The sequence below is a fragment of the Oryzophilus luti genome (assembly GCF_059726245.1).
Genome location: NZ_AP040874.1, coordinates 2,042,969 through 2,069,045 on the forward strand (window position 1 = coordinate 2,042,969; position 26,077 = coordinate 2,069,045).

Consider the following 26,077-nt stretch of genomic DNA (forward strand, 5'->3'; position numbering starts at 1 on the left):
AGGTATTGCGCGCAGGTGTTCGCGCAAAAGAAGAAGCCCGGCATTGCGGCCGGGCTTCGTGTGTTCTGTGCTGCGTGCTGGTTAGTTGATCAGCAGCGCCGCGCTGTCCTTGCTCTCTTCGCCTACCTCGCGGTAGTAGAGCTGGTTGTTCTCGAGGTAGACCTCGATGAACGCAGGCCGGCTCTTGATGGCACCCTGAATGAGCGCCTCCGACAGCGGGTCTTCCACGTACTTCTGCAGGGCGCGGCGCAAAGGACGCGCACCGTAGGAGCGGTCGGTCACCGTCTTCTCGAGAATCCACTTGCGTGCATCCTCGGTGACCGTGATGGTCAGCGCGCGCTGCGCCAGGTTCTGGTTCAGCTGCGTCACCATCAACTCCACGATCTGGATCAGATCCTGCTCCGTCAGCGCCTGGAAGAGCACAACCTCGTCGAGACGGTTGAGGAACTCGGGATTGAAGGTCTTCTTGACCTCCTGCTTCACCAGATCCTCGACCTTCTCGCTCACCACTTCTTCCTTCTCCGACTGGAAGCCCAGCCCGGTGCGCTTCATCAGGTGACGCGCGCCGATGTTGGAAGTCATGATGATGATCGTGTTCTTGAAGTCGACCGTATTGCCCAACCCGTCGGTGAGCTGGCCGTCTTCAAACACCTGCAACAGCAGGTTGAAGACGTCCGGATGCGCCTTCTCGACTTCGTCGAGCAGCACCACCGAATATGGCGCGCGCTTCACGCGCTCGGTCAACTGGCCGCCCTCTTCGTAACCCACATATCCCGGAGGCGAGCCGATCAGCTTGCTGACCGAATGCTTTTCCATGTACTCCGACATGTCGAAGCGGACCAGCGACTTGTCGCTGCCGAACATGAACTGCGCCAGCGTGCGGGCCACCTCCGTTTTTCCGACACCGGTCGGGCCGAGGAACAGGAACGAGCCGATGGGCCGGTTCGGGCTCTTCAACCCGGCGCGCGAGCGGCGGATGGCGCGGGCCAGCGCGCTGATCGCCTTCTCCTGCGAGATGACGCGCTTGTGCAGTTCTTCTTCAATGCGCAGCAGCTTCTGCGACTCTTCTTCCTTGATGCTGGCAACCGGAATGCCCGTCCAGCGCGAAACCACTTCTTCAATGTCCTCGCGCTTGACGATGCCGGTGGCCGTATCGTCAATCTGGTACTTCTCGCGCAGCAGCCGCAGGTTCTCGCGCTCCTTGCGCTCCTCGTCGCTGTAGAAGCGCGCCTTCTCGAACTCGTGATTGGCGATGGAGTTCTCCATGCGGTTCACGATGAACTTGATGCGCTTCTGCACTTCCATGATCTCTTCCGGCTGGGCGGTCTGGCGCAGCTTCACGCGCGCGCCCGCTTCGTCGATGAGGTCGATGGCCTTGTCAGGCAGGTAGCGGTCCGGAATGTAGCGGTTCGAATGCGACACGGCAAACTCGATGGAGTCATCCGTGTAGCTGACCGCATGGAATTTCTCGTAACGCTCCTTGATACCCATCAGGATCTTGGTTGCGTCGGCCTCATTCGGCGGCGGAACCTTGACGGCCTGGAAGCGGCGCTCCAGCGAGCGGTCCTTCTCGATCGACTTGCGGTATTCACCCGGCGTGGTTGCGCCGATGCACTGAATCTCACCGCGCGAGAGCGCAGGCTTCAGAATGTTGGCCGCGTCGAGCGAGCCTTCCGCCGAGCCGGCGCCAACCAGCGTATGCAGCTCGTCGATGAAGATGATGGAATTCTGCGACTCCATCAGCTCCTTCATGATGGTCTTCAGGCGCTCTTCAAACTGTCCGCGATACTTGGTGCCGGCCACGATCAGCGACAAGTCCAGGGCAAGCACGCGCTTGTCCGCCAGGAACGGCGGAACTTCGCCGTCGGAGATGCGCTGCGCCAGGCCCTCGACAATCGCCGTCTTGCCGACGCCGGGCTCGCCGATGAGCACCGGATTGTTCTTGGTGCGGCGGCACAGGATCTGAATGGTGCGGTCGACCTCTGCATCGCGGCCCACCAGCGGATCAAGCTGGTGCTCCATCGCGGCCTGGGTCAGGTCGCGGGAGAACTCCGCGAGCATGGAAGACTCGCCGCGGCTCTGCCGCTGCGGCTGTGCCTGGGTCTTTTCCTGCGCGGTGCGCGCCAGTTCCTCGCGGACATTGGCCAACCGCAGCCCGCGCTCCTGCAGAATTTCGGCAGCGAAACACTTCTCTTCACGCAGCAGCCCGAGCAGCAGATGCTCGGTGCCAATGTGCTTGTGCGAGAGGCGCTCGGCCTCCTCGGCGGCATAGGCCAGCACACGCTTGCTCTCGTTGCTCAACGGCAGGTCCACGCTGGTGGAGACTTTCTCGCGGACCGCGGTGTGAGCCTCGATCTGCTTGCGAATGGAGTCCACCGACGAGTGCTGGCGAAGGAAGCGATTGGTCAGCGCTTTGTCCTCACGCAGCAGGCCCAGTAGCAAGTGCTCGGTCTCGATGTAAGGCGAGCCGAACTGACTGGCTTCATAGCGCGCAAAGAAAATCACGCGTCTGGCTTTCTCGGTGTACCGTTCAAACATTCTGTGTTTCTCCCGCTTCGGGGCCGCCGTTCTTCCCAGCCGGCAGCAGAAGCTGTTTCCTGCCTGCTTCACTTCCCGGCCCGGCCAAAGAGCGCCGGACCGCGCAACGGATGCCGTGCAGAAAGCAGCATCCGCAAAACCCTCAAACCCTTTCTCCTTCCAACCCGGCGCGCGGCTTTGTGTCGTGCGTGTGGCCCAAAAACTTTGGCCGGCCGCTAGTCGTAGAACCCTGGCGGCGCTTCCTCGCCCGCCGGCAGTGTCTCCGGCGAAACATCCTGAGCGCGTCCGCCCTTGAGGGCCAGCACACGCTGGCAGCGGCGGGCAAAGCCCAGGTTGTGCGTCACAATCAGCGAGGTCAGCCCGTAACCGGCGTGCAGCTTCGCAATCAACTCGAAGACTGCCTCGGAGGTTCGCGCATCCAGGTCGCCGGTCGGTTCGTCGGCCATCAGGACCTTTGGGTCCGTGACCAGCGCCCGCGCCAGTGACACCCTCTGCTGCTCGCCGCCGGAAAGCTCGCCCGCGCGATGATGCCCGCGCTCGGCCAGCCCGACTTCAGCCAGCCAGTGGGAGGCTTTCTCCTCCGCCTGCTTGCGGCCCACGCCGCGAACCAGCAGCGGCATGGCCACATTCTCGCGGGCCGTAAACTCCGGCAGCAGGTAATGAAACTGCCAGACAAACCCCAGCTCGCGATTGCGGAACTCCGCCGCGGCATCCTCGCCCAGGGCTGAGACGTTGCGATCGCCAAACTGCACCGTGCCATGTGTCGGCCGGTCCAGCGTGCCCAGCAGATGCAGCAGCGTACTCTTGCCTGCACCTGACTGGCCAACAATCGCCAGCATCTCTCCCTTGTGAACTTGGAAGGACAGGTTTTCAAAGAGCACTAAGTCTGAATTTCCGGAGCGAAAAACCTTACTGAGATTATCGGCCCGGATGACGATTTCTTTGTTCATTGGATGCTGCGCTGTTCTCCTCCGGTGCAGTTTTCCCCAATCCGCGCGGCGCGGCCGGAGCCACCCGCTCCACGCCGTCACGATACAGCTTTCCTGATATAACGATAGACTCTTTTTCCCCGGCTTGGCGAAGGAAATCAGCCGTTCGGCGGAAAGCCTGTGCGCATCCTGAACGATCTCGGGAAGGCATTCGATAAACTTTTGCACATCCGTGGAAATCGCTTCTCCGGCGGAATGCGTGAAAGCCTTTTCCGTTCATTCATTCAGCAGGATTTGTTGCGAAAAACATCAGCCCCGGGCGCCACGCCCGAGGCTGAAAAACCACACTGTCACACCTGTGACAGCCACCTGCTCCAGAATCTAGAGCGTGGCGATGTCAATCACGAAGCGGTACTTCACATCGCTCTTGATCATGCGCTCGTAAGCTTCGTTGATCTTGCTGGCCGGAATCAGTTCAATGTCGGCGGTGATGTTGTGCTGGCCGCAGAAATCGAGCATCTCCTGTGTCTCCGGAATGCCGCCGATGAGCGAACCGGCGAAGTTGCGGCGCTTGGCCACCAGGTTGAAGACGCCGACCGGCAGCGGCTGCGGCGGAACGCCAACCTGCACCAGCGTTCCTTCACGCTTCAGCAAATTGAAGTAGGCGTTGATGTCGTGCGGCGCGCTCACGCAGTCGAGCAGGAAGTCGAAGCTCTCGGCGGCCTTGGTCATCTGGTCCGCGTCCTTGGAGAGGATGACCTCATCGGCGCCGAGGCGCTTGCCGTCAGCAGCCTTGCTGGCCGTGGTAGTCAGCAGGGCCACATGCGCGCCCATGGCATGCGCCAGCTTCACGCCCATGTGGCCGAGGCCGCCCAGTCCGACAATGCCGACCTTCTTGCCGGGGCCGACCTTCCAGTGGCGCAGCGGCGAGTAGGTGGTGATGCCGGCGCACAGCAGCGGAGCCACGCCCTTCAGGTCCAGGTTGCCCGGAACCTTCAGCACGAAGTCCTGGTCGACGACGACGTGGTCGGAATAACCGCCGAAGGTCGGTCCGCCCAGGTGCTTGTCCTTGGAGTTGTAGGTGAAAGTGATGTCGTGGTGGTCGCAGTACTGCTCAAATCCGGCCTTGCAGCTATCGCAGACGCGGCAGCTATCCACCATGCAGCCGACGCCGGCCAGGTCGCCTTCCTTGAACTTGCTGACCTTGGAACCGACCTTGGCGACGCGGCCGACAATCTCATGGCCGGGGACGCACGGATACATGGTCGGACCCCACTCGCTGCGGGCCGTGTGAATGTCCGAGTGGCAAACGCCGCAGTAGAGAATGTCGATCTGCACGTCGGTCGGACCGGGGTCGCGGCGCTCGAACGAATACGGCGCCAGCGGCGAAGTGGCCGCCTGTGTGGCATAACCTTTTGTCTTGATCACGGAGTTCTCCTTCAGGAATCTTGCGCTAGAAAGATTCGATGCTTGCGGCGGACAGAAAGGCGCACCCAACGCCGGAGGCCCGGCCGCGTTCTTTCTTGGTTGTACTCGGATTGGCGCGCCTTGCAAATAGCAGAACGCGCCAATCTTCTGGCGCGTTTTACCCGTGGGACAGTCTTGGCAACAGCGATTTTGAGCAGCTAGAAGCTGGCGGGGGCGGTCTCGTGGATGACCGTGGCGGGTATCTTCATTCCTGCGGCCAGTTCCAGGGCGACGGCAAAGGCGTCATCGCCAGTCTGGTGGCCGCGGACCACCTCGATCTGCTTCATGGCCACCACAGGCATGCGGAACCGCATGCCGACAATGTACGGCGCGCGGCTGGTAACGCGGCTGATGTCTGTCACCGTGCTTTCCATACTGTTGGTAACCAGATAGACGCTGGGGCGGCAGATGCGGTCGAGCAGGCGAAAGATTTCTTCTTTGCTGTCGAACTCCTCGGGCACCGCCTCGATCACCACGTTGGCTTCGCGCGCGGCGTTCTCCAGCGAAGTGGCGTAGGAGATGCGCGAGATGGCCTCATGTGCGTCCACCGAGCTCAGCTCGCCCGTAGCCACGGCGTGATCCAGTTGCGAGCGGATTTCACCCTCGGCGCGGCGCAGCGTGGAAGGCAGAATGTCACGCAACGTGGTGCGGAACCCGGCCAGCGCGCACGCATGTGCGATGCTCCGGCCCATGAGCCCGGCGCTGATGACCGCCACGGACTGAACCAGGGCCATTACGCTTCCCGTTCCAGTTGCTCGACGAATTTGGTGTAGCTGGGATCGCAGTTGCGCATGTATTCGGCCAGGCGCTTGCGTTCTTCCGGAGAGATGCGGGCCGAGCCAGCCACGATACGGCGAAGCGTGGCAGCGATGTCGTCAGCGTAGTTCATCATGCGGATCAATTCACCACTGGTAACCATGGGTCCTCCCGAATGTGCCCCGGCACTGGCGGCAAAGCAACATTGTCGACGCCGGGGGGCGAGGTTGTCAAAAGCCGGCGCCCGCAGCGTTCGTCGCTTCCGCATCACGGAAGTCTCCTCATGGTGGTGCCGGGTACCAACGTGCGCGAAATTCTCGAAAAGTTCAGTCGCGGGGAGCTTTGCAGTCTCTATAATTTTGCGCCAAGGGATGAAACGCATCGGCCCCATCGTCGCGCTGCTCGCGCTCCTGCTGACGCAGTGCATGGCCGCGCCCTGGGATGGCCCGGCGACGGAGGTGGCACGCAAGGTTGCCGCCGTGACTGGCCCGGCATCGGTTGCGCTGGAACTGCACGGAGCGGCCTTCCCTTCCTCCGAGTTCCGCCCGGTACGCAACGCCGTGGAAGCGCAACTGCGTGCCACAGGCCTGACCGTGCGCGCGCATGACGCGGCCTTCACGCTGCGTCTCACCATCAACCAGAATGCACGCGGATGGCTGTGGGTCGGCGAAGTCATCAACCACGCCACGTCCTCGGCCGAGCCGCAGCTCGTGCTGGTTGATGTTCCGCTGGAAGCTCAGCCCGCGTCCTCCGATGTGCAACTGCCCGCACTGCGCAGCACGCCGCTGATCAGCAGCGCGGAGCCGCTGCTTGATTTGCAGGCGGCCGGGCCGCAGACGCTTGTGGCGCTGACGCCGCACGCTCTGCTTATCTACCGCCAGCAGGACACACAGTGGCAAATGGCCCAGACGCAATCCATCACCAGCATGCTGCCGATGCCCCGCGACCCACGCGGACGGCTCGCCGTCGACGCCGCGCAGATCAGCGCGTTCCTGCCCGGACTGCACTGCACAATTCCTCTGGCGGGTGGCGCGGTTACCTGCGAACCCAGTGACGATCCCTGGCCTATCGGCACGCAGCACGCGTTCTTCAACTCCTCGGCAAATTTCTTTACCGGTGTGCTCACGCCCGGCGTGGGACATCCGCTCGCCAGCTTCTACACCTTTGCCGAATTGACCAATTCCGCCGCAATTTTCACACTCACAGATGGGCGCACCATTCTGGCGGATTCGACGGGCGTTCACGCGCTCACCGGCGCCGCGCACACCTGGGGCTCTGATGTGGCGATGGCTGGAAGCTGCAACGGCACACCCGAACTGGTGGCAGCGCTCAGTGGAGCCGATTCCGGGGAAGACACGTTGCAGGCATTCCACATCAAGGGCCGCGAGGCCGTTGCCAGCAGCCGCCCCTTGAAGTTTGAAGGCACGGTTACGGCGCTGTGGCCATCGGCGGCGGGCGCAACGGTCGTGGTGCAGAGACCAACAGGAGGCTACGATGCGTTCAGCATTTCGCTGGCTTGCCGCTAGCCTCATTCTGCTGCTCCCCGTGACGGCCACGGCCCGCACCCGCCCCCACTATGGCGGCACCGTGAGGGTGGAACTGCGCGCCGCCGATTGGCGCGAGGCAGCCTATCTTCGCCCGCTTGTGTTTGAGACGCTGACCACCGTTGATGCACGCGGCGACGCACGGCCAATGCTGGCCACGCGATGGGAAGCCCAGAACAACGCGCGGCGATGGGTGTTCACCCTGCGTGCGGGCGTGCGCTGGCATGACGGTGCAACGCTGACCGCCGAGGATGCCGCGCGCCTGCTCGGCTCCGTGCGCTGCCCCGGCTGCGAGCAGCGAACCGTGCGCGCGGCCAATGGTCAGGTCATCATCGAAGCCGCCCAGCCGATGCCGAACCTGCCCGCCGAACTGGCGCTGCCCCGCTATGCCCTTTTCCGCGACGGTGGCGGCGGAGTGGCTCTCGGCACCGGGCCGTTCCGTGTTGCCAGCCAGAATGCGAGCAGCGTGCGTCTGGAGGCCTTTGCCAATGCATGGCAGGGCCGGCCATTTCTTGACGCCGTGGAGATTGCTCTCGCCCGTCCGGTGCGCGACCAGTGGCTTGACGCCGCGGCAGGGCGCGCCGAACTTGTCGAGGTTCCCGCTGAGCAACTGCGCCGGGCACAGCAGGAGCGGCTGCACATTATGAGCGGGCCGAACAGTGAGTTGATCGCGCTGGTGGCCAACTCCGCACACGCCTCGGACGCGCGCCTGAGATTGGCCCTGGCCGCGACGGTTGACCGCGCAACCATCCTGAGTTTCGTCTTTCAGAAGCAGGGCGAAGTAACCGCCGCCGCGTTGCCGAACTGGCTGACGGGATACGCCACGCTGTTCCCCACGGCACCGAACGCCGCCCGGGCGCATGAGCTGGCCGCGCAGCTTCCGAACCGGCCGCGCCTGACTATCGGTTGCGGCACGCCGGACTCTACGTTGCAGTTGGCGGCCGAACGCATTGCGCTCAACGCGCGCGAGCAGGGTTTGAACGCGCAGTTTGTGTCCGGCGCCAACGCCGACATGGTACTGGCGCGCATCGCGTTGCCTTCCACGAATGCCCCGGTCGCGCTGGCGGAACTGGCCTCGCTCGCTGCGCAGCAACGCGTGGCTACGGTGGAGAACTCCGAGCAGCTTTACCACGCTGAGCGCGATTTACTGGGTTCCGCTGCGTTGGTGCCACTGCTGCAGACGCCACGCGCCTTCGCCGTCTCCGAGCGGCTGCATGACCTGAAACTGAATGCCCTTGGCGAGCCCGAACTGGCCGACGCCTGGATCGAGGACCGCCGATGAATCTCCGCCAGAAACTGCTGTTGACCCTTGCCGTGCTGCTGGTGGTCATGATGGCCGCCGTGACCTGGGTCATCTCCCTGCGCACGCGCCAGGCGCTGGAAGAGATTGAGCAGGCGCGCTCTTCGGCACTTGAATCTCAGGTGCGGCTGGAGTTTCAGCGGCAGGGCAACGCGGTTTCCGCCACGCTGGAACGGCTCGGACACAGTGACCACATGCAGCGCATCGCCTACGAGGTGTCGCACGGTGGTGACAACACGCTCTACGCTTCCGACGCAGCCGCGCTCGCGCAGGAATACCAGCTCGACTTCTTGGAGGTCGTCACCGCCGACGGCACCATCCTTTCATCGGCGCAGATGCCCGCGCGCTTCGGCTATCACCGTCGGCTCTCCGCGCTGAATGGCCCCTTCTTGGAGAACGTGGAGACCTCCGGCGGCTCGCAGCTCGGCCTCATCTGCCAGCGCCCCATTCTGGCTGGTGACGCGCCGCTCTACATGGTGGGCGGACGCAAGCTGGATGCCGACTTCCTGCACGCGCTGGCACTGCCCGACGGCATGTACGTCTGGTTCTATGCCTCCGGACAATACACGCTTGACCCGCACAACCTGATCAGTTCGACGCCGGTGCCGATTGCCAACTTCCGCGCGGTGCTGCCGGCGGCGCTCGCCGGAGGCAATGAGGTGCACGGCATGGTGCGCATCTCAAGCGAGCGCAATGACCATGCCGACGTTGTGGCCGTGCCGCTGAAGGACCAAGCCAACGCAACCAGCGCCGTGCTGATGGTGGGTGCCTCGCGGAGGCCGATGCTGGAACTGCTCCAGCACATCCGCGCCATCGCCTATATCGTCACCGGCGTTGGCATTGTGTTGGCCATCCTTGCCAGCCTGTGGGTGGCGGGCATTTTCAGCCGGCCGATCGAGCAGCTTGCGGCGGCCTCGCGCGAAGTGGCCACCGGCAATCTTGACGTGAAGCTGATACCGGATTCGCATGACGAACTTGGGCAATTGGCCGAATCCTTCAACCAGATGACCCGCGAGTTGCTGGAGCAACGCGAGCGCCTGTTGCAGGCCGAGCGCGTAGCGGCTTGGCGTGAACTCGCCCGGCGGCTCGCGCACGAGCTAAAGAACCCGCTGTTCCCGCTGCAGATCACGGTCGAAAATCTGCTCCGCGCCCGCGACCTTCCGCCCGAGCAGTTCAATGAAGTCTTTGAGGAATGCGCGCGCACGCTGCTCGACGAGATCATGCACCTGAAGGCCATCATTGGCCGCTTCAGTGACTTCTCCAAGATGCCGCAGCCGCAACTGCAGCGCACCAACATCAACCAACTGGTGGAGCGTTGCGCGCAACTGCACCGCCCGCAGGCCTCGGAGCTGGCCAACCCGGTCACCATTACAGTGGAATCCGATCCCTCGCGGCCGGAGCTGATGGCCGACCCCGAGTTGCTGCACCGCGTACTCTCCAACCTGACGTTAAACGCCTTGGACGCCATGCCCGAAGGCGGCCGCCTCACGCTCTCCACGCGCGTGGACCAGGATGTAGTAGAAATCCGCGTCAGCGACACCGGTACGGGCCTGACGCCCGAAGAGAAGGCGAGGCTGTTCACGCCCTACTACACCAGCAAACAGCACGGCACCGGGTTGGGGCTGGCCATTGCACAATCGGTCGTCAGTGACCACCACGGCACCATCAGCGTGGAAAGCACGCCCGGAAAGGGCACAACGTTTATCATTCGGTTGCCGCGCCAGCAGGCTGAAACGCGCGGCGGAGCCAACGCTTGAGCACACGCGCCAAGGCCGAAATCCTTATCGTCGACGACGAACCCAACACCCTCGCCTCGCTGGCGCGCGCCTTCCGGCTCGCCGGGCACGAGGCCACCGTGAGCGACAACTCAGCACGCGCCCTGGAGCTTGCGCGTTCGAAGCCATTCGACCTCATCCTGAGCGACGTGGTGATGCCGGGCCGTGACGGGTTGCTGCTGCTTGAAGACCTGAAGAACGCCGGCGTGGCCGCGCCTGTGGTGATGATGAGCGGGCAGGCGCACGTTGAAATGGCGGTGCGCGCCACCCGGCTTGGCGCCCTCGATTTTCTTGAAAAACCAATCTCCACCGACCGCCTGCTGCTGACCGTGGAGCACGCGCTCACGCTCAAGCAATTGGAGACCGAAAACCGCGAGCTGCGGCAGAAAGTCGGCAAGTATCAGATCGTCTTTGGCGGCGCGCGCATGGCGCAGGTAATGGCGCAGATTGAGCGCGTGGCCGCCAGCGAAGTGCGCGTCTGCATACAGGGCGAGACCGGCACGGGCAAGGAGCTGGCCGCGCGCACACTGCACGAAAAGAGTCCGCGGCACGCCGGGCCGTTCATCACGCTCAACTGCGCCGCCGTGCCCGCCGAGCTGATTGAAAGCGAACTATTCGGGCACGAGAAAGGCTCATTCACCGGCGCCGCCGCGCGCCACATTGGCAAGTTCGAGCAGGCGCACCGGGGCACGCTGTTTCTCGATGAAATTGGCGACATGCCGCTGGCGATGCAGGCCAAGCTCCTGCGTGTGCTGGAAGAGGGCGAGGTCGAGCGCATCGGCGGCGACCGGCCCATCACGGTGGACGTGCGCGTGGTTGTGGCCACGCACCGCAACCTGGAGGAACAGGTGCGCGAAGGCAGCTTCCGGCAGGACCTCTTCCACCGCGTCTACGTCTTTCCTCTGCTGCTGCCGCCGCTGCGCGAGCGCACCGAGGACATTCCGCTGCTGGTGGAGCACTTTGCTGCGCAGGTGTGCGCGCAGAACAACTGGAAGCCCGCCTCGTTCTCGGCGGAGAGCATTGCGCTGCTGCGGCAATACCCCTGGCCGGGCAACGTGCGCGAACTGCGCAACGTAGTGGAGCGGCTTCTGCTGCTGGCAGTGAACAACCAGGTCACGGAGGCCGATGTGCGCCTCGCGCTGCCATCACTGGCCGAAGCGCGCATGCAGACTGCTGAAGCTTCTGCGCCTCAGATTGAAAACCCAGCGTTGGCGCTCAAGCAGGAAGAGATGAGCCTCTCCGGCCCGCTCGCCGAACGCGTTGCCGAATTTGAGCGCACCACCATCCTTGCCGAGCTTTCACGTCAGAACCACCACATCACCAACACCGCGCGCGCGCTCGGGCTGGAGCGCAGCCATCTCTACAAGAAGTGCCAGGGGCTGGGCATCAGCCTCAGAAAGCAATAGCCCCGCTGCGCGCGGGGCCATGCCTCCCTGCATTGATTGAAATTCGCGCGATTGAAACCCGCGCGAGTTTACTTCGCATTCTGGTGCAGCCGTTCCACAATCTGGTGGTAAAGCCGTGAGCGCACGTCAAAGCGCGAAGCCGCGTTGACAATGTAGCGCACCGAAACCTGCACACCGCCACCGCCGGGCCGCACGTCCAGCGCCGGAGCTGCCGAAAGCGGTTGCACGCCCAGGTGGTGCGTCACGCGGTTCCACTCGGCTTCGGCCTGTGCGGCCTCGGTCTTCGTTTCCTCGGTCACCAACTGGCGCACCTCGTCCACCAGCGGCAGAGTGTCAATGCCCACCGGCAACACCACCTGCAACTCATCCCACAGCCACTGGCCGCTGGTAGTGAAGTTGAAGTAATGTCCTTCGATGGCGAAGCTGTTGACGAACGCAACTTTGCGCCCGGTGGGGTGGCTTGAGTCGCTCCAGTTGCCGGTCTCCAGCAGCATGGTGCGCAGTATGCCAATTTCGACCACTTCGCCGCCAATGCCGTTGATCTCCACCCAGTCGCCCACGCGAATGCCGTTGCGCCCCATCAGCACGAACCAGCCGAAGAAGGCGAGGATGAAGTCCTTCATCACAACCGTTAGGCCGGCGGTGGCCAGCGCAATGATGGTGGAGATTTGCTGCGGCGGGCCGAAGAGAATGAGCAGAATGAGCAGCAGCGCCACGCCCTGCACGGCCACGCGCGCGGCCATGCGCAGGCTGCCCAGGCGTCGGCGGTCGAGCTTGGTGTTGTGGTGCGTCAGGCGCGAGAGAACGACTTCCGTGGCCAACACCGCAACCGCAAGCAGCAGAATGACCACCACATTCATCAAGCCCGCATGCAGCACGCTCTTGCGCGAGGTGGCCAGCGACTGCTCCCACTGCTCGTAAGTCTGCGCCAGTTGCACCTCATCCTGACGGCGCTGCTCGTAGGCGGTCTCGATCCGGCGATAGGCGGCTTCCTTGCGAACCTTCTCCGCACGCGCCCACTTATCGTTCGCGTCCTGCCCGTTGGCGTTCGGGTCGAACTGCGGAGCCTTCAGCGTCTTCGCCGTGTCGTAGGCCTTTTCCTTGGCCGCCTGCACCTGGCGTTGACGCTGCAACAGGCTCCACCACTGCTGCGCCTGCTTGCCCAGGTGGTGCTCCGTCTGGAAGGCCAGGGGCATCATGCGCGGTGTGGTTGTATCGAGCGCCTTGTCGGTCTTCTCGTGCCAGGCGCGCTCGTTCTTGATGCGCGTGGCGATGTCGCCGCCGGCGTCGAGCAGGTCCTGATGCGCGCTGGCCAGCTCATCCTGATGCAGCGAGAGCATCGCGTCCGCCATCTCGGCGTCACTCTGCAGGTCCTCGTCGTCGGGCTTCTTGTCTGCCAGAGCCTGCTTGCTCGCGGAGTCGGCCTCGTCCTGCTTCACCAGGGCTTCCAGGTCCTTGATCCGCTTTTCGGCGGCCTTCACCTCCGGGCCTACGGCCGCGGGCTGCACATCCTCCTGCAGCAGCGCGCAGGTAAAGGCCACGTCCACCTGGTGATCGGCCAGCCGCACGGCCTCCTGCGCAATCTCGTCTTCCTGCCGCGTCAGCGTGGAAGCGGCCAGCGTCTTGGCCGTTCGCCACTCGGCTTGCGGCACAATTCTGCGCTTGACCTGTGGCTTGGCGCCCTTGCGCGTCCAGTGCACCACCGGCGCGTTGCTTGAAGTCAGATAGATTCCTGCCACGGTCGCCGCCAGCAGCACGCCCACCGCCGCCAGTGACACCTTCAGTCCTGTCTTCATGGGTACGAAAATTCCCTCCGCTTATTGCGAACACTATATTCGCGCGCGCCACTCGCGCCAAGCGCACTTTCACCGGCACGCACTTTGCTGCCCGCTTGCGCCCCGCCAGACGCCCCCGCAACAACAAACGCTCCGCCGCAGCGGAGCGTTTGCGCGCAATATCGTTGCTACGGCTTCGGCAACACCAGCACCTCGACGCCCGAAGGATGCCCGGCGTCGTGATAGATACGCTCGGTGGCTTTCACAAAGTCCGAGGGCTGTGCCTTCGGAATGTCCGTGAAGGTCTGCGGGTTCAGGTCCACCAGCGGGAACCACGAACTCTGCACCTGCACCATGATGCGGTGGCCCTTTTTGAACGTGTGGTTCACGTCCGGCATGGTGAACTTCACTTCCTCCACCTTGCCCGGCGTAAGCGGCTCCGGCTTCTCAAAACTGTGGCGGAACTTGGCGCGGAACGGCTCGCCGCGCACAAGCTGCTGAAAGCCCTCCATCATCGTCTCCGGCACGGCAACGTCATTGGCGCCACGGCGGCGGCGCTGCCGCTCCTGTTCCTCGTCCGGATAGACGTCGATGAGCTTCACCACAAAGTCGCTGTCGGTGCCCGTGCTGGAGACGAACAGCCGCGGCGTCACCGGCCCGGCCAGCGTCACGTCCTCCTTCAGCACCTCGGATTGGAAGACCAGCACATCTCCGCGCGTGGTGGCAAAGCGCTGGTCGCTCGCCATGTATTCCTGCGGAACGTCCACACCAACCGTGTAGCCGACGTACGGCACCGGGTGTGCCGGATCGCTTACATACTCGCTGAAACCCGCGTCCTTGGCTGGCGCGGCGAAGGTCACGCCGTTGTCTTCCCGCAGGTAGAGCGTCTTCTTCTCCGCCTGCTTCGGAGGCCAGGCGTCGTACTTGCGCCATTCGTTGCTGCCGGTCTCGAACATGTACGCCTCCGGCAGTTTCGCGTCGGGCGCGTCCTTCAGGTAGTGCTCAAAGAATGGGAACAGGATGTTCTTGCGGAAGTACTCGCCGGTATTGGAGCCAAAGTCGACGTTGCCAAGCTTGTGTCCGTCGTAATGCGCCCAGCCGCCGTGCACCCACGGGCCTTCCACAAGGGTGTTCACTGTGCCGGGGTTCAGGGTTTCCACGGCGCGGTAGATGGCCAAGGGGCCTTGCAGGTCCTCGGCATCAAACAGGCCGCCGACGTTCAGCACCGCGCAGTGCACGTTCTTCATGCGCGGCACCAGGTCGCGCGACTTCCAGTAGTCGTCGTAGGTCCAGTGGATGATGTTGTCATCCCACAGCGGATTCTTCACGCGCGAAAGGCGCGACAGCGGCTCATTCCGCAGATAGAAGTCATAGCCGTTGTGCGTATCGAAATTGAAATCCCCAGGAATCCACTTGTCCGTCGGGTTCTTCTGCGGGCGAAAGAAGGCGTAGAAGCCGAAGTTGCCCGAGAGCATGAAGGCACCGCCGTGATAGGCGTCATCGCTCATGTAGAGGTTCGCCATCGGCGCCTGCGGCGAAGCCGCCTTGATGGCCGGATGCGAATCGATGATGCTCGCCGCGGTGTAGAAGCCCGGGTAACTGATGCCCCAGATGCCGACGCGCCCGTTATTGTTCGGCACGTTCTTCAGCAGCCACTCGACCGTGTCATGCATGTCGGTGGTCTCGTCAATGTCGCCCGGCTGCTTGCTGGCCTTGTAGGGCGTCTCCTCAATGAACTTGCCTTCGGACTGGAAGCGTCCGCGCACGTCCTGCACCACGAAGATATAGCCAGCCTGTTCGAGTTCGCGCGTTGCCAGGTGCTGCGGAAACTTCTCCGCCCCGTAGGGCCCCGAGCTATACGGCGTGCGGTTCATCAGGAATGGCAGCGGCCCCGCCTGCTGCTTGGGCGTGTAAACAGCGGTGTAGAGCTTGACGCCGTCGCGCATGGGAATGCGGTACTCCGCCTTGTTGTAGTGCTCGGCAATCTCGCTCTTCGGCGGCTCCGGCGCGCTCTGCGCCACGGCCACCGACAGGAATAGAAATGCGACGACGGCCAGCTGCGCCAGCCGTTGGAGTCTCTGCTGCAAAGTTCACCTCGGAGAAACGGTGAGAGTCGTTTCAAGAAAGCTAATGTCCACGGGAGCCGAGCGTCAAGTTTTCTGCGCTGCCCGCCGGTTCCGCGTACAAAGAAAAAGGCCGCGCCCATTGGCACGACCTTCCCTATTCTGCGGCGAACGCCGCCTACTTCACGGTAACGGTGATGATCTGCGAGCCGCTCACCACGCAGTCCAGCGGCGTCGAGGCTTCGCTCACGGCGCTCTCGGCGCTGACCACCATCTCCTGCGTGCCGCGCATGTTGTCCATCACGTTCATCACGCTCAGCGGCAAGGCGGGCATCACCTTGTCCTCCACCATGGCCTGCGGATTGCTCTCCAGCAGGCTCACGTAAAGCCGGTGGTTGGAGTGCTCCTTGTTCAGCAGAGAGATGGTCGAGTTCAAGTCGAACTTGCGGGCCGCCAACGGTCCCACGCGGCGCACGCGGTCCAGAGTTTCGCCATCACTGACCAGGATGCGCAGCGTACCGCGCGGCGTGGAGGGCGGTATCCGCACCGCCACCTGCCGCACCATGCGCTCGCCGCGATAGGGCCGCAGCACGGCCTCCACGGTGATCTCATCTCCCGGGCGAACCTCGGTCAGGTCGGTTCGCGCGGTCTCCAGACGGGCCGACCGGCGCTCGCGCACCAGGTCGATGTTCAGCACCACGCCGTCAATGCGCGGACGTTCGTAAGGATTGTCATAGATGCGCGAAAATCGCTCGCCAATGGCCATGGCAATGGCCGCCGCCGTGGGCGTGTTGCCGTCGGCCGGGGCGTACATGTTGTTCATCGCCAGCGGTGAAAAGCCGCGCACGGCGATGTCGCCCGAGACGCGGAACGACGTGTCCTCGCCATACTCGTTCATGCCCTGGATCGAGTTATAGATCGAGGCCATCATCATCACCGGCGTCATGCGCGGGTTGTTCAGCACCTCAAAGTGGATGCTCTTGGGCTTCTCCAGCCCGCTGAAGTTCAGCGTCACCGGAATCATCTCCGGCTGCGTGCCGAAGTGCCCGAGAATGCCGGTGTGGCGGTCCTGCACAAAGGCCCCGATCGGCTCGGTGGTAGCGGCGATCTTGAATGCGTTGGCCGGGGAAGGCAGCGTGGCCAGCACGCGCGACTTCGTCATCGGCACCTCGACGGCGCCGAAGTTCAGCACCGGGTGCCCGCAGGCCAGCAGGTGGTCGGCATCAGTGTAGGTGACCGTGCAGGTGGCGGAAATGTCCATGTCTCCGCGCACCAGCACCAGCCCCACACTGGAGCCGGGCACAATCGGCTCCGGCTGCTTCTCGTTGGAACTTGACCCGGCACCCATGACGGGCACAATGCCGGCCGTGGCCATCTGCGGGGCGAAGCGGCGAACCGTCTCTTCGCTGAATCCGGCGAAGACCATCGGCGTCTCAATCGGCTTCAGGTAGGTGGCAAGCTGGGAGTTGGCGTCGGCGGGCATGCCCGCGCCGCTGGTGCGCGCCGGGGTGGAGGGTGCACGCGTGGCCGCGGCCGCCTCTGCCTCAATCGACTTATCCAGCTCGTTGATCTCCAGCATGGACTCAATCGGCGTGACGCCGCCAATGGGTTCGCGCGAAAACTCTCCAATGCGGTAGGCCAGCGCGCCCACCAGCCGTCCGTCAATGTAGACGGGGCTGCCGCTCATTCCGGCCACCACGCCCGTGTACTCCGGCTTCTCGCCGTGCAGACGCACCAGGATGACGTCACCCTTAGGGCCGGACATGTTGTGGAGCACTCCCAGCACCTCCACGCCCATCTTTTCCGGCGCAACGCCACTGAAGACCGTCAGCGCCTCGCCCTTCATGCCGGCCTTCACTTCCGCAAGCGGCATGATCGGCACGCTCAGGGCGGGCCGGGCCTGCTGCGCGGCAGGCGGCGTCGAGTTCTGTGCCGAGGCCGCGCCGGCCAGCAGGACAAAAACAGTAAGGGTGTGCAGGATTCCCGATGAAAACACTTTGTTCATAGCGTGCCTTTTGGATGCTCCAAGGCTGATGGTTGCGTCTTTCTTTCTTGGACGTCTGTAGTAAATAGGACGTTCGTTTCCGGATGCGGTAAGCCGGGGCCGTCGCTGGTTTTCGAGGGCGGCACGCTTCCGGAACAGGATTTGCTGATTGGGGGCCGGTCGGTACATCTATACTAGCAAAGACTTCGGCCTCGGGGGGTGCTTATGCCTGCGAATGATTGCTTCGACTTCCGTCTTCGGTTCTGTCGTTTTCTTCGTGGTCCTTTCGCCCTGGCGCTCCTTGCGCTTGTGCTTGGCACAGCCGCGTTCGCGCAGGAGACCACGCAGCAGCAGCCGGCCAAGCAGCCCACGCCGGAAGCCGACAGCGGCCCCACCGGCGACCTCGGCCCTTACGCCATCCCCAAGAAGAAGGATGAGGAGACCAAGGCGCCGCTGCCGCCCCCGGCTCCGCCCAAGATCGAAGGCATGCCGGATTACACCATCAGCGTGAACGTGCCGCTGGTGAACGTGGACACCATGGTGCTCACCCGCGACGGCATGCCGATCCCCGGCTTGAAGAAGGAACACTTCCGCGTGCTGGAAGACGGCGTGGAGCAGAAGGTCACGAACTTCAGCGTCACGCAGGCGCCGTTCACCGCCGTGCTGCTCATTGAGTTTGGAGCGTCAAACTACCGCTTCATGCAGGACGCGTTGAACGCGGCCTATGCCTTCGCCGACCAGCTCCGCCCCAACGATTACGTGGCGGTGGTCGAGTTCGACATGAAGTCCACCATCCTGGTTGACTTCACCAACGACAAGAAGGCGATCTACGGCGCGCTGAACATGCTCCGCGTGCCTGGCTTCCGCGAGGCCAACGTCTTCGACGCGCTCTATGACACGCTGGACCGGCTCGACCGCATCGAGGGCCGCAAGGAGATCATCCTCGTTGCCAGCGGCATCGACACCTTCAGCCGCATCACCTATGACAAGGTGCTGAAGAAGATCAAGGACACGCCCAACGTCACCATCTTCCCCATCAGCACCGGCTTCCTCTACCGCAACTACCTCGGCATGAACCAGAGCTTTGGCGCCACGCTGGCGAACATGGACTTTCTGCAGGCCGACAACCAGATGCAGACCTACGCCCGCATGACCGGCGGACGCTTCTTCCAACCGCGCTTCCAGGGCGAGTTACCGAGCGACTTCCGCGAAATCAGCGACTCCGTGCGCAACCAGTACACGCTCAGCTACCATCCCACCAACTCCAAGCTCGACGGCACCTTCCGCAAGCTGAAGGTGGAAGTGGTGGCGCCCGGCACCGACAAGCCGCTCATCATCAAGGACCAGAAGAACAAAGAGCTGAAGTACCACGTGGTCGCTCGCGAGGGCTACACCGCCAAGCGGCAGGTGGAGTAAGAGCACAGTTTCGAGTTTCCGGGTTTCAAGTTTCGAGGGATGAAGTGTTCGGCGGGGCGCGTTGCGGCGCGCCCTCACTGTTTGCCGAACGGCCTCTTCTTCCCGCTCTGAGATCGGTGCGCGCGAACCATCACCAATTCGCTTCATCCGCCCGCTTTTCTGCTACCCTTCTTCAACGATGAAACGACTGGCCGTAGTCCTGCTACTTGCCGCATCCGCCTTCGCCCAGACCACGCGCACCTGGGAGCAGTCGCGCTTCGAAGAATTTGAGAAAGGCACCGCCAAGGGCGTGGCCCTGCGCAGCGACGGCGCCATTGAACTGGCACCCGAATTCAAGCCGCTGGCCACCCTGCCCTCCACCTATCTGTGGGCCGTGGGCAGTGATGCCGCTGGCAACCTGTACGCCGCCGGAGGCGCTCCCTCGCGCGTCTACCGCGTGACGCCCGCAGGCAAAGTGAGCACGCTGCTGGCGCCGGCGGAATTGCAGGTGCAGGCGCTGGCCGTTGCGCCGGACGGCACCCTCTACGTGGCGACCTCGCCCGATGGCAAGGTCTACGTCATCCGCCGCAAGGAAGGTGGAGCGAGCGCCAAGCCTGCCCCGGCAGCGACTGACGCGAAGGCCGCGGATGCTTCGCTCTCTGGTGCTCCGCGCGTGGAACTGGATTCGAACTACGCGGCCAGCGTCTTCTTTGAGCCAAAGACAAAATACATCTGGGCGCTGGCGCTCGATTCGCGTGGGCAACTTTACGTCGCCACCGGAGACCGTGGGCAGATCTTCCGCGTCGCGCCCGATGGCCACGGCGAGTTGTTCTTCACCAGCGACGAGGCGCACATCCGCGCCATTGCCTTCGATCGCCTTGGCAACCTCATTGCGGGCTCTGACGGCAGCGGCCTGATCTACCGCATCTCGCCCAAGGGCGAAGGCTTCGTCCTCTACAGCGCGGCCAAGAAGGAGATCACCGCGCTCGCCATCGACGAGGCTAACAACATTTACGCCGCGGCCGCCGGAGACAAACGCGAACGCGTCGCCGCTCCCGTGACAATGACGGTCGCCATGCCAACGCCCGCGGCAGGCGGCTCTGCGACGGGCCAGCCCGCTGCCACTCCGGCTGCAACACCCACCATGGTCGTTCCCATACCGGGCCTCGGCGCCATGGGTTCGGAGGTCTACCGCATTGACGCTGATGGCTCTCCGCGTCGGCTGTGGACCTCGCGCGAAGACCTGGTTTACACATTGGCCTTTGATCGCGCCGGACGCCTGCTGGCCGGCACCGGCAACAAGGGCAAGATATTCATCATTGGCACGGACAACCGCTATACCTCGCTGGCCAGGGCCACGGCCAACCAGTTGATCGGTTTTGCCAAGGCACCGAACGGCGCGCTCTACGCCGCCACCAGCAACCTCGGCAAGCTGCTCACCATTGAGGATGCCGGACAGCGCGAAGGCACCTTCGATTCCGACGTCTTCGACGCGCACATCTTCTCGCGATTCGGGCGCGCCGAGCTTCGCTCGCGCGGCAACGTGGAGTTGCTTGTGCGCAGCGGCAACGTTGACAACCCCGACCGCAACTGGAGTCCGTGGCGCAAGGTTGAGTTGGCGAAAGACCAGCCGGTCGATGCTCCCGCCGCCCGGTTTCTGCAATGGCGCGTAGTGCTGCGCTCCGGCAGCGTCGCGCCGGAAGTGGAGCGTGTGGCCATCAGCTACCTGCCGCGCAACATTGCGCCGGAGGTGGACGAGGTGTCCGTGCAGGTGGGCATACGTGTGCAGCCCGCGCCACGCCTCACCACAGATCTCTCTTCGCAGGCCTCCGCGCGCACGGAGGCCATGGCGCCCAACGCGCAACGCGACCGCGACTATGTGACCGTGCGCTGGAACGCCCATGACGAGAACGAGGAGCCGCTGACCTACTCGGTCTACTACCGCGCTGATGGCGAAACACGCTGGCAGCCGTTGAAGAGCGGCCTCGCCGACCGCTACTACAGCTTTGAGAGCGCACTGCTGCCCGACGGCGGCTACACGATTCTGGTCGTTGCCTCCGATGCGCCCGCGCACACGCCCGCCGAAGCCCTGACCGGTTCGCGTGAGAGCGCCCGCTTCGAGATCGATAACACTCCGCCCGTCATTGACGGGCTGGCCGCCAGCCTTGAGGGTAATGCGCTCCACATACGCTTCCGCGCCACCGACGCCTTCAGCACCATCCGGCGCGCGGAATTCAGCATCGACGGAGGAGAGTGGCGGTTCGCCGCGCCCGTTGGCGGGCTCAGCGACTCGCGCACCGAGAGTTACGACTTGATTGCTACGCTGCCGCAGCGCACTGCCGCGCCGTCTGCCCCCGACTCAAAGTCGATGACGGACACGCCAACCGCAGCTAGGCTCGGCGAGGAACATGTGATCGTGGTCCGCGCCTGGGACCGCTATGACAACCTGGTGACCGCGCGGCTGGTACTGCGGCCCGCGAAATGAGCATGCGCGCGTCGGAGTTGTTCCGCCTCTTCGCCGGGATGGTGTGCGGCATCTATGCCACCATCCCGGCCTTCTGGATGCTCGTGCATCCGCTTGCCGCCTGGTGGCGGCGCCACGGGCAACTGCGCGCCATCGCCGTCATCGGCCCCGTGTGGCTTGCCCTGTGGTGCGCGGCCTGGTGGCTGAGCGCCCCGCTGCGGAATGTTCTTCTCTACGACCATCCGTGGACGTGGCTGCTGGCGCTGCCCTTCTGGTGCGTTTCGCTCTTCATGTACTCGAGCGGCGCGCGCTCGCTCAGTCTCAAGCGCATCACCGGCGCACAGGAGCTTGACCGCCAGCCGCGGCCCGACGCACTCATCACCACCGGCATCCACGCGCACCTGCGGCACCCGGTCTACCTTGGGCACCTGTGCACCATGCTCGGCTGGACGCTCGGCTCCGGCAGCCTCGCCTGCCTTGCCCTGCTCGCGTTCGCCGTGGCGACCGGCGCCGTGATGGTGCCGCTGGAAGAGCGCGAACTGCGTGCCCGCTTCGGCACCGCCTGGGATGACTACGCCCGCCGCGTCCCGGCAATCTTTCCGAGATTCTAGAGATGCAATCCGTGCTCTCTGTGCCGCCATTTGGCCCTGTCACACAGCCTGCTTCTATAATTGAAACATGAGCTACCGCCGCGAGGCCCGCCGATGAAGTTCGAGCTGTTTGTAGCCGCACGCTATCTGCGCGCCAAGCGCCGCCAGGCTTTCATCGGCATCATTACGATCATCTCCATCATCGGAGTGGCCGCCGGTGTGGCCTCGCTCATCATCGCCTTGGCCATCAACAACGGCTTCCGCCAGGACCTGCAGCAGCGGCTGCTCGGCTCCACCTCGCACGTAAACCTGATGAGGGTGGAGAACGACGGCATTGAGAACTGGCCGCAGCTTCAAAAGCAACTGGATCAGACGCCGCACGTTATCGCCTCAGCCCCAGCCATCTACGAGCAGGTGCTTATCTCGCGCGGCGCGCGTGCCAAGGGTGCGGTGCTCAAGGGCGTGGTACCCGAACACGAATTGCGGGTCAGCGACATGCTGAACTCGGTTGCTCCGGCTTCGGCCACGCAGACATTGCGGGATGCGCAGAAGCTTAGCGAGCAGCGTCACGCCTGCGAAGCAGCGGCTGTCTCCGGCAATGGCACGACCTCTGCCGAGTGCTCCAGCCTGCTCAACTCGGCCTCAAGCGAGACAACGAAGACCGCCGATGATAAGTCAGAGTTCGCGGATGCACAACGGAACCTGACCACCCTGCCGCCCATCATTCTTGGCAAGGACATGGCCACCGACCTCGGTGCCACGGTCGGAACCGTAGTGCTCGTTACCAGCCCACAGGGCGAGCTGACTCCCTTTGGACTGGTTCCGAAGTATGTCCGCTTCAAGGTCGCCGGAATCTTTCAGTCGGGCTTCTACGACTACGACTCATCCTGGGCGATCATCTCACTGGCCGACTCACAGCGGCTCTTCGCCCTTGGCGACGTGGCCAGCGTGCTTGAGTTCAAGGTGGATGACATATACAAAGCGGCCTCCATTGGCAACGCCATTGAGCAGCGCGCCGGACACGGCTACCAGACCACCAACTGGATGGAGCAGAACCGCGCCCTGTTCCGCGCCCTGCGGCTGGAGCGCGTTGTTACGTTCATCACCATCGGACTCATTGTCTTCGTTGCAGCACTCAACATCCTCATCTCGCTCATCATGATGGTGATGGAAAAGACCAAGGACATCGCCGTGCTGGTCTCCATGGGTGCTCGCCGCGCGCAGGTGCGCCGCATCTTCATCTTCCAGGGTCTGTTGATCGGAGTCATAGGAACCGCCATCGGCTTGGTGCTGGGCTATGCCATCTCCATCGCCGCCGGTCACTACCACTGGATTACGCTCTCGGCCGAAGTCTATGCGATCGACTATGTGCCGTTCGCGCCGCGCCTTATCGACGGCTTGCTGGTTAGCGTGGTGTCACTGGCAATCTCCTTCATCGCCACAATCTATCCATCGGTTTCCGCCGCGCGCGTGCTGCCAGCCGAAGCGCTACGCTACGAATAACTGCCCCTGAATCTTCTCCCCGGCACTCAGTCCGGAATCGGAACGTGATTCTTGAGTGGAATCATAACCAGGGAGATACCCGCAGCAGAAAGATACTTCCGGCGAGACAAACCAGAAACCGATGTTTTACACTGTCTCCGGGCAATGCGGCAGTAACCAGTTGTAAATTCCCCCTTGCTGTCGACGGAGCTGACATGGATATTTCGAAGATTCTTTCTGACCTGCGCGCCGAGCGCTCACGCATCGACCAGGCCATCAGCGCGATGGAAGCACTCGCCAAAAAGACCAACGCGCAGACAACAACCAAACGGGTTCTGTCCGCGGAGGGCCGTCGCCGTATTTCCGAGGCGGCCAAGAAGCGTTGGGCGGCCGCGCGCAAGTCAACTGGAAGCAAGAAGAATTCCTAGGCCCTGAAGATCGCTTCTTTATCCCGCACGCATTGCCGTCGTGATGCGTCTACGCCACCTGTGGCTGGTGGCAACCAACCAGAAGGTTCAGTTCGTGCCCTGCTTCGGTCACTCGAAGCGGGGCTTTGTCATTTACAGGTGAGATTGGCAGGCAGGAAGACACACCTGAAGCAGGGTGTTCTGCATAGTCAGGGCGCAGGAATTTGGCGGGAATTGGACGAGCCGCTGCCTCAGATCTGGACTTGCTCCAGAAATACAAAAAAGGCAGGAAACGCGTCTGTGCTTGTCCAAGCAAGCATCGCGCGTTTCTCTGCCTCCTGAAGACGTACTCCATAACAGAGACGCAGGGTAAACGGTACCCTTCTAAGAGCACGCCGCATACCACTCTGCGAAGAAAAATAACATCATGTTTTCAATTACTTACAAAATAACCTCCGGAAATATCTACAACTTTCCGGAGGTTTCGTATTAGCCCATACCAATCATGGTAGAAGCCAGACTTCTGATCCAGCCGTCGGGCGGCCTCCAAACAAGGCCCACTGGCGACACCCTAGTGCATGGCGGGCGTGTTGTCATCCTTGTCGCCGTCCATGTGCGCGGGCTTCTTCATGATCAGCAGAAGCGGCAACATGGCCAGAAACAGAATGCCGAGGAAGCGAAACGTCTTGATGAAAGCCAGCATGGCAGCCTGCTGCTGCACCATCATGAAGACCACGCCATAGCTCTTCTGCAGGGCCGAAACCGCGTCGCTCCCAGCCGCCTGCATCGCCGAATAGATCCCCTGCACCGTACTAATGGAGAACGTGTTGTACGGATTCACATGCGCGCCAAGCACGTTGGTGTTTGCCTGCGTGGTGCGCGCATAAATGGTGGAAACCGTGGCGATGCCGATGCTGCCGCCCACGTTCCTCATCAGGTTGAAGATGCTGCTGGCGTTGCCCATCTTCTCCTTGGCGATGTTGTTCATGGTCACCGTGGAGAGCGGCACAAACAGCAGTCCCATGGCGGCGCCCTGCAGAATCTGCGCCCAGAAGATGTCCCAGTAGCCAGCCTGCAGGTTCAGCACTCCGAACATGAAGAAGCTGGATCCGACGATGATGAGGCCGCTGGCCAGCAGCTTGCGCGGATCGAAGCGGCCGACCATGATGCCGACCATCGGCATGAACAGGAACGATCCCATGCCGCGCGGCAGCAGCGCCATTCCCGACTGCAACGCCGGATAGCCCATCAGCGTCTGCAGCCACAGCGGCAGCAGCATCGTGCTGCCGTAGAGCGCAAAGCCGATCACGGTCATCATGAAGACGCCGGTGGCGTAGCTGCGGTCCTTGAGTGCGCGCAGATCCACGATGGGATGCTCGGTCATTAATTCCCGCACCACAAAGGCAATCAGGCCGAGCACGGCAAACGTGCACATCAGACGGATGAAATCGCTGGCGAACCAGTCGTCCTGCTGGCCCTTGTCGAGGAACACCTGCAGGGCGCCCATGCCGAGCACGAGGAAGCTCATCCCGATGTAGTCCACCTTGCTCGCCACACGCTTGATGTAGGGCGGATCAAAGACGAACATCTGCGCCAGAATGACGGCCATGATGCCAATGGGCAGGTTGATGTAGAAGACCCAGCGCCACGAATATGAATCGGTGAGCCAGCCACCGAGCACCGGTCCGAGCATCGGCGCCACAACGATGCCAAGCGCCCAGAATGCCATAGCCTTGCCGCGCTTCTCCGGCGGGAAGGCCTCCATCATGATGGCCTGGGAGAGCGGCTGAAGACCGCCGCCAGTGGCTCCCTGCACAATGCGGAAGAAGATAAGCACCGGCAGCGACGGCGCCAGGCCGCATGCCAGTGACGACAGCGTAAAGCCCGCAACCGACATCAGCAGGATGCGCTTGCGTCCGAAATAATTCGCCAGCCAGCCCGTCATGGGCAGGATGATGGCGTTGGAGACCAGATAGCTGGTTAGCACCCACGTGGCCTCGTCTTCCGTGGAGCTGAGGCTGCCTGCAATGTGCGGCAGCGCAACGTTGACCACCGTCGTGTCCAGCACCTCCATAAAGGTGCCCAGCATGACGGCGATGGCCACGATCCACGGATTGACCGTTTCGTGACTGCGAACTGACTCTGGTGTGACTGCGATACTGGCCATGAAATCTCAACAGCGCGGTCCGGCCCCACCCGGAC

At 63.0% G+C, this 26,077-nt stretch carries 18 protein-coding genes; 9 read left to right on the forward strand and 9 right to left on the reverse strand.

All coding sequences use genetic code 11. The annotated features are described in order from the left end of the window. Positions 1–81: 81 nt before the first annotated feature. From AC6IZO_RS08790 to AC6IZO_RS08810, 5 genes are all read right to left on the reverse strand, one after another. Positions 82–2,538: an ATP-dependent Clp protease ATP-binding subunit gene (locus AC6IZO_RS08790; protein ID WP_497804411.1), complete on the reverse strand. Its 2,457-nt coding sequence runs from the start codon at positions 2,536–2,538 to the stop codon at positions 82–84. 215 nt (positions 2,539–2,753) lie between these two features. After that, the gene (locus AC6IZO_RS08795; protein ID WP_497804412.1) at positions 2,754–3,488 is read right to left on the reverse strand and encodes an ABC transporter ATP-binding protein; all 735 of its coding nucleotides are present in this window, start codon (positions 3,486–3,488) and stop codon (positions 2,754–2,756) included. A gap of 360 nt (positions 3,489–3,848) precedes the next feature. Further along, positions 3,849–4,895 (reverse strand): NAD(P)-dependent alcohol dehydrogenase, encoded by a 1,047-nt coding sequence (locus tag AC6IZO_RS08800; protein ID WP_497804413.1) that lies wholly within the window; start codon positions 4,893–4,895, stop codon positions 3,849–3,851. Between the two features lie 197 nt (positions 4,896–5,092). Further along, positions 5,093–5,668, reverse strand: a complete 576-nt coding sequence (locus tag AC6IZO_RS08805) for a 3-hydroxyacyl-CoA dehydrogenase family protein (RefSeq protein ID WP_497804415.1) — start codon at positions 5,666–5,668, stop codon at positions 5,093–5,095. Beyond that, on the reverse strand, positions 5,668–5,853 hold the full coding sequence (locus AC6IZO_RS08810; RefSeq protein ID WP_497804416.1) for a hypothetical protein: 186 nt from the start codon (positions 5,851–5,853) through the stop codon (positions 5,668–5,670). Before AC6IZO_RS08810 ends, AC6IZO_RS08805 begins: the two co-directional genes overlap by 1 nt. 208 nt (positions 5,854–6,061) lie before the next feature. Here AC6IZO_RS08810 and AC6IZO_RS08815 point away from each other — a divergent pair, with 208 nt between their 5' ends. The 4 genes from AC6IZO_RS08815 to AC6IZO_RS08830 are packed head-to-tail and all read left to right on the forward strand — an operon-like array spanning position 6,062 to position 11,715. Then, positions 6,062–7,216 (forward strand): hypothetical protein, encoded by a 1,155-nt coding sequence (locus AC6IZO_RS08815; RefSeq protein WP_497804417.1) that lies wholly within the window; start codon positions 6,062–6,064, stop codon positions 7,214–7,216. After that, positions 7,185–8,516 carry an ABC transporter substrate-binding protein gene (locus AC6IZO_RS08820; protein ID WP_497804418.1) on the forward strand — a complete coding sequence of 444 codons (1,332 nt, stop codon included), beginning with the start codon at positions 7,185–7,187 and terminating at the stop codon, positions 8,514–8,516. The genes AC6IZO_RS08815 and AC6IZO_RS08820 overlap by 32 nt, the downstream gene beginning before the upstream one ends. Next, positions 8,513–10,291 carry an ATP-binding protein gene (locus tag AC6IZO_RS08825; protein ID WP_497804419.1) on the forward strand — a complete coding sequence of 593 codons (1,779 nt, stop codon included), beginning with the start codon at positions 8,513–8,515 and terminating at the stop codon, positions 10,289–10,291. The genes AC6IZO_RS08820 and AC6IZO_RS08825 overlap by 4 nt, the downstream gene beginning before the upstream one ends. After that, positions 10,288–11,715 carry a sigma-54-dependent transcriptional regulator gene (locus AC6IZO_RS08830; protein ID WP_497804420.1) on the forward strand — a complete coding sequence of 476 codons (1,428 nt, stop codon included), beginning with the start codon at positions 10,288–10,290 and terminating at the stop codon, positions 11,713–11,715. Before AC6IZO_RS08825 ends, AC6IZO_RS08830 begins: the two co-directional genes overlap by 4 nt. A gap of 68 nt (positions 11,716–11,783) precedes the next feature. On the opposite strand, the gene AC6IZO_RS08835 is transcribed toward AC6IZO_RS08830, so the two are convergent. The 3 genes from AC6IZO_RS08835 to AC6IZO_RS08845 all read right to left on the reverse strand — a co-directional run bounded on the left by AC6IZO_RS08835 (position 11,784) and on the right by AC6IZO_RS08845 (position 17,558). After that, positions 11,784–13,511 (reverse strand): mechanosensitive ion channel family protein, encoded by a 1,728-nt coding sequence (locus tag AC6IZO_RS08835; protein WP_497804421.1) that lies wholly within the window; start codon positions 13,509–13,511, stop codon positions 11,784–11,786. A 167-nt stretch (positions 13,512–13,678) separates the two neighbouring features. After that, entirely contained in the window at positions 13,679–15,577 is a 1,899-nt protein-coding gene (locus AC6IZO_RS08840; RefSeq protein WP_497804422.1) for a CocE/NonD family hydrolase, read from the reverse strand. A 154-nt stretch (positions 15,578–15,731) separates the two neighbouring features. Further along, positions 15,732–17,558 carry a SpoIVB peptidase S55 domain-containing protein gene (locus tag AC6IZO_RS08845; protein WP_497804423.1) on the reverse strand — a complete coding sequence of 609 codons (1,827 nt, stop codon included), beginning with the start codon at positions 17,556–17,558 and terminating at the stop codon, positions 15,732–15,734. 288 nt (positions 17,559–17,846) lie between these two features. On the opposite strand from AC6IZO_RS08845, the gene AC6IZO_RS08850 reads away from it, so the two are divergent. From AC6IZO_RS08850 to AC6IZO_RS08870, 5 genes are all read left to right on the forward strand, one after another. Next, on the forward strand, positions 17,847–18,953 hold the full coding sequence (locus tag AC6IZO_RS08850) for a VWA domain-containing protein (protein WP_497804424.1): 1,107 nt from the start codon (positions 17,847–17,849) through the stop codon (positions 18,951–18,953). Positions 18,954–19,131: 178 nt separating this feature from the next. Next, on the forward strand, positions 19,132–21,417 hold the full coding sequence (locus AC6IZO_RS08855; protein ID WP_497804425.1) for a hypothetical protein: 2,286 nt from the start codon (positions 19,132–19,134) through the stop codon (positions 21,415–21,417). A 2-nt stretch (positions 21,418–21,419) separates the two neighbouring features. After that, entirely contained in the window at positions 21,420–22,007 is a 588-nt protein-coding gene (locus AC6IZO_RS08860; protein WP_497804426.1) for a methyltransferase family protein, read from the forward strand. A gap of 93 nt (positions 22,008–22,100) precedes the next feature. Then, a complete protein-coding gene (locus AC6IZO_RS08865) occupies positions 22,101–23,489 on the forward strand; it encodes an FtsX-like permease family protein (protein WP_497804427.1) in 1,389 nt (462 codons plus the stop codon). Between the two features lie 44 nt (positions 23,490–23,533). Next, positions 23,534–23,896 (forward strand): hypothetical protein, encoded by a 363-nt coding sequence (locus AC6IZO_RS08870; RefSeq protein WP_497804428.1) that lies wholly within the window; start codon positions 23,534–23,536, stop codon positions 23,894–23,896. Between the two features lie 550 nt (positions 23,897–24,446). On the opposite strand, the gene AC6IZO_RS08875 is transcribed toward AC6IZO_RS08870, so the two are convergent. Further along, entirely contained in the window at positions 24,447–26,042 is a 1,596-nt protein-coding gene (locus AC6IZO_RS08875; RefSeq protein ID WP_497804429.1) for a DHA2 family efflux MFS transporter permease subunit, read from the reverse strand. Positions 26,043–26,077 lie beyond the last annotated feature (35 nt).